General features: G+C 53.4%; 1 protein-coding gene. It reads left to right on the top strand.

Annotated features, from left to right (window positions below):
• Positions 1–69: 69 nt before the first annotated feature.
• Positions 70–324: hypothetical protein (locus G6R38_RS27750; RefSeq protein ID WP_166832141.1), on the top strand; the 255-nt coding region annotated here is incomplete at its 3' end.

Raw genomic sequence — 324 nt, 5'->3', positions numbered from 1 at the left:
GGCAGCAACCGCTTGATTCATGTCAACGGCGAGACGGGAAATATCGCTGGCACAGTGGAATCGAACGTGGTGCCTGCAACATCCGTCAACGGCAATGACTTTGCTCAACTTGTGGTCGGCGACTTTGACGGTGGCGAAGTGGACGATCTCTTCTTCTGGGATCCAACCACCGGTCGAAACCGCTTTGTGCACTTGGAAGTCGTCACCCCCGGTTCTGATACCGACTTCAACAATCATCAAACTGACGTCATCCCGACAACGCTCATCAATGGCGACTATTCCACCGTGAAAGTCGGTCAATTCGCGGTTGGTGGTCTCGATGAA

The organism is Thalassoroseus pseudoceratinae, from assembly GCF_011634775.1.
In the GTDB taxonomy this organism is placed as follows: domain Bacteria; phylum Planctomycetota; class Planctomycetia; order Planctomycetales; family Planctomycetaceae; genus Thalassoroseus; species Thalassoroseus pseudoceratinae.
The sequence above is the reverse complement of the archived record's forward strand: the minus strand, read 5'-3'. Positions and strand labels throughout refer to the sequence as shown.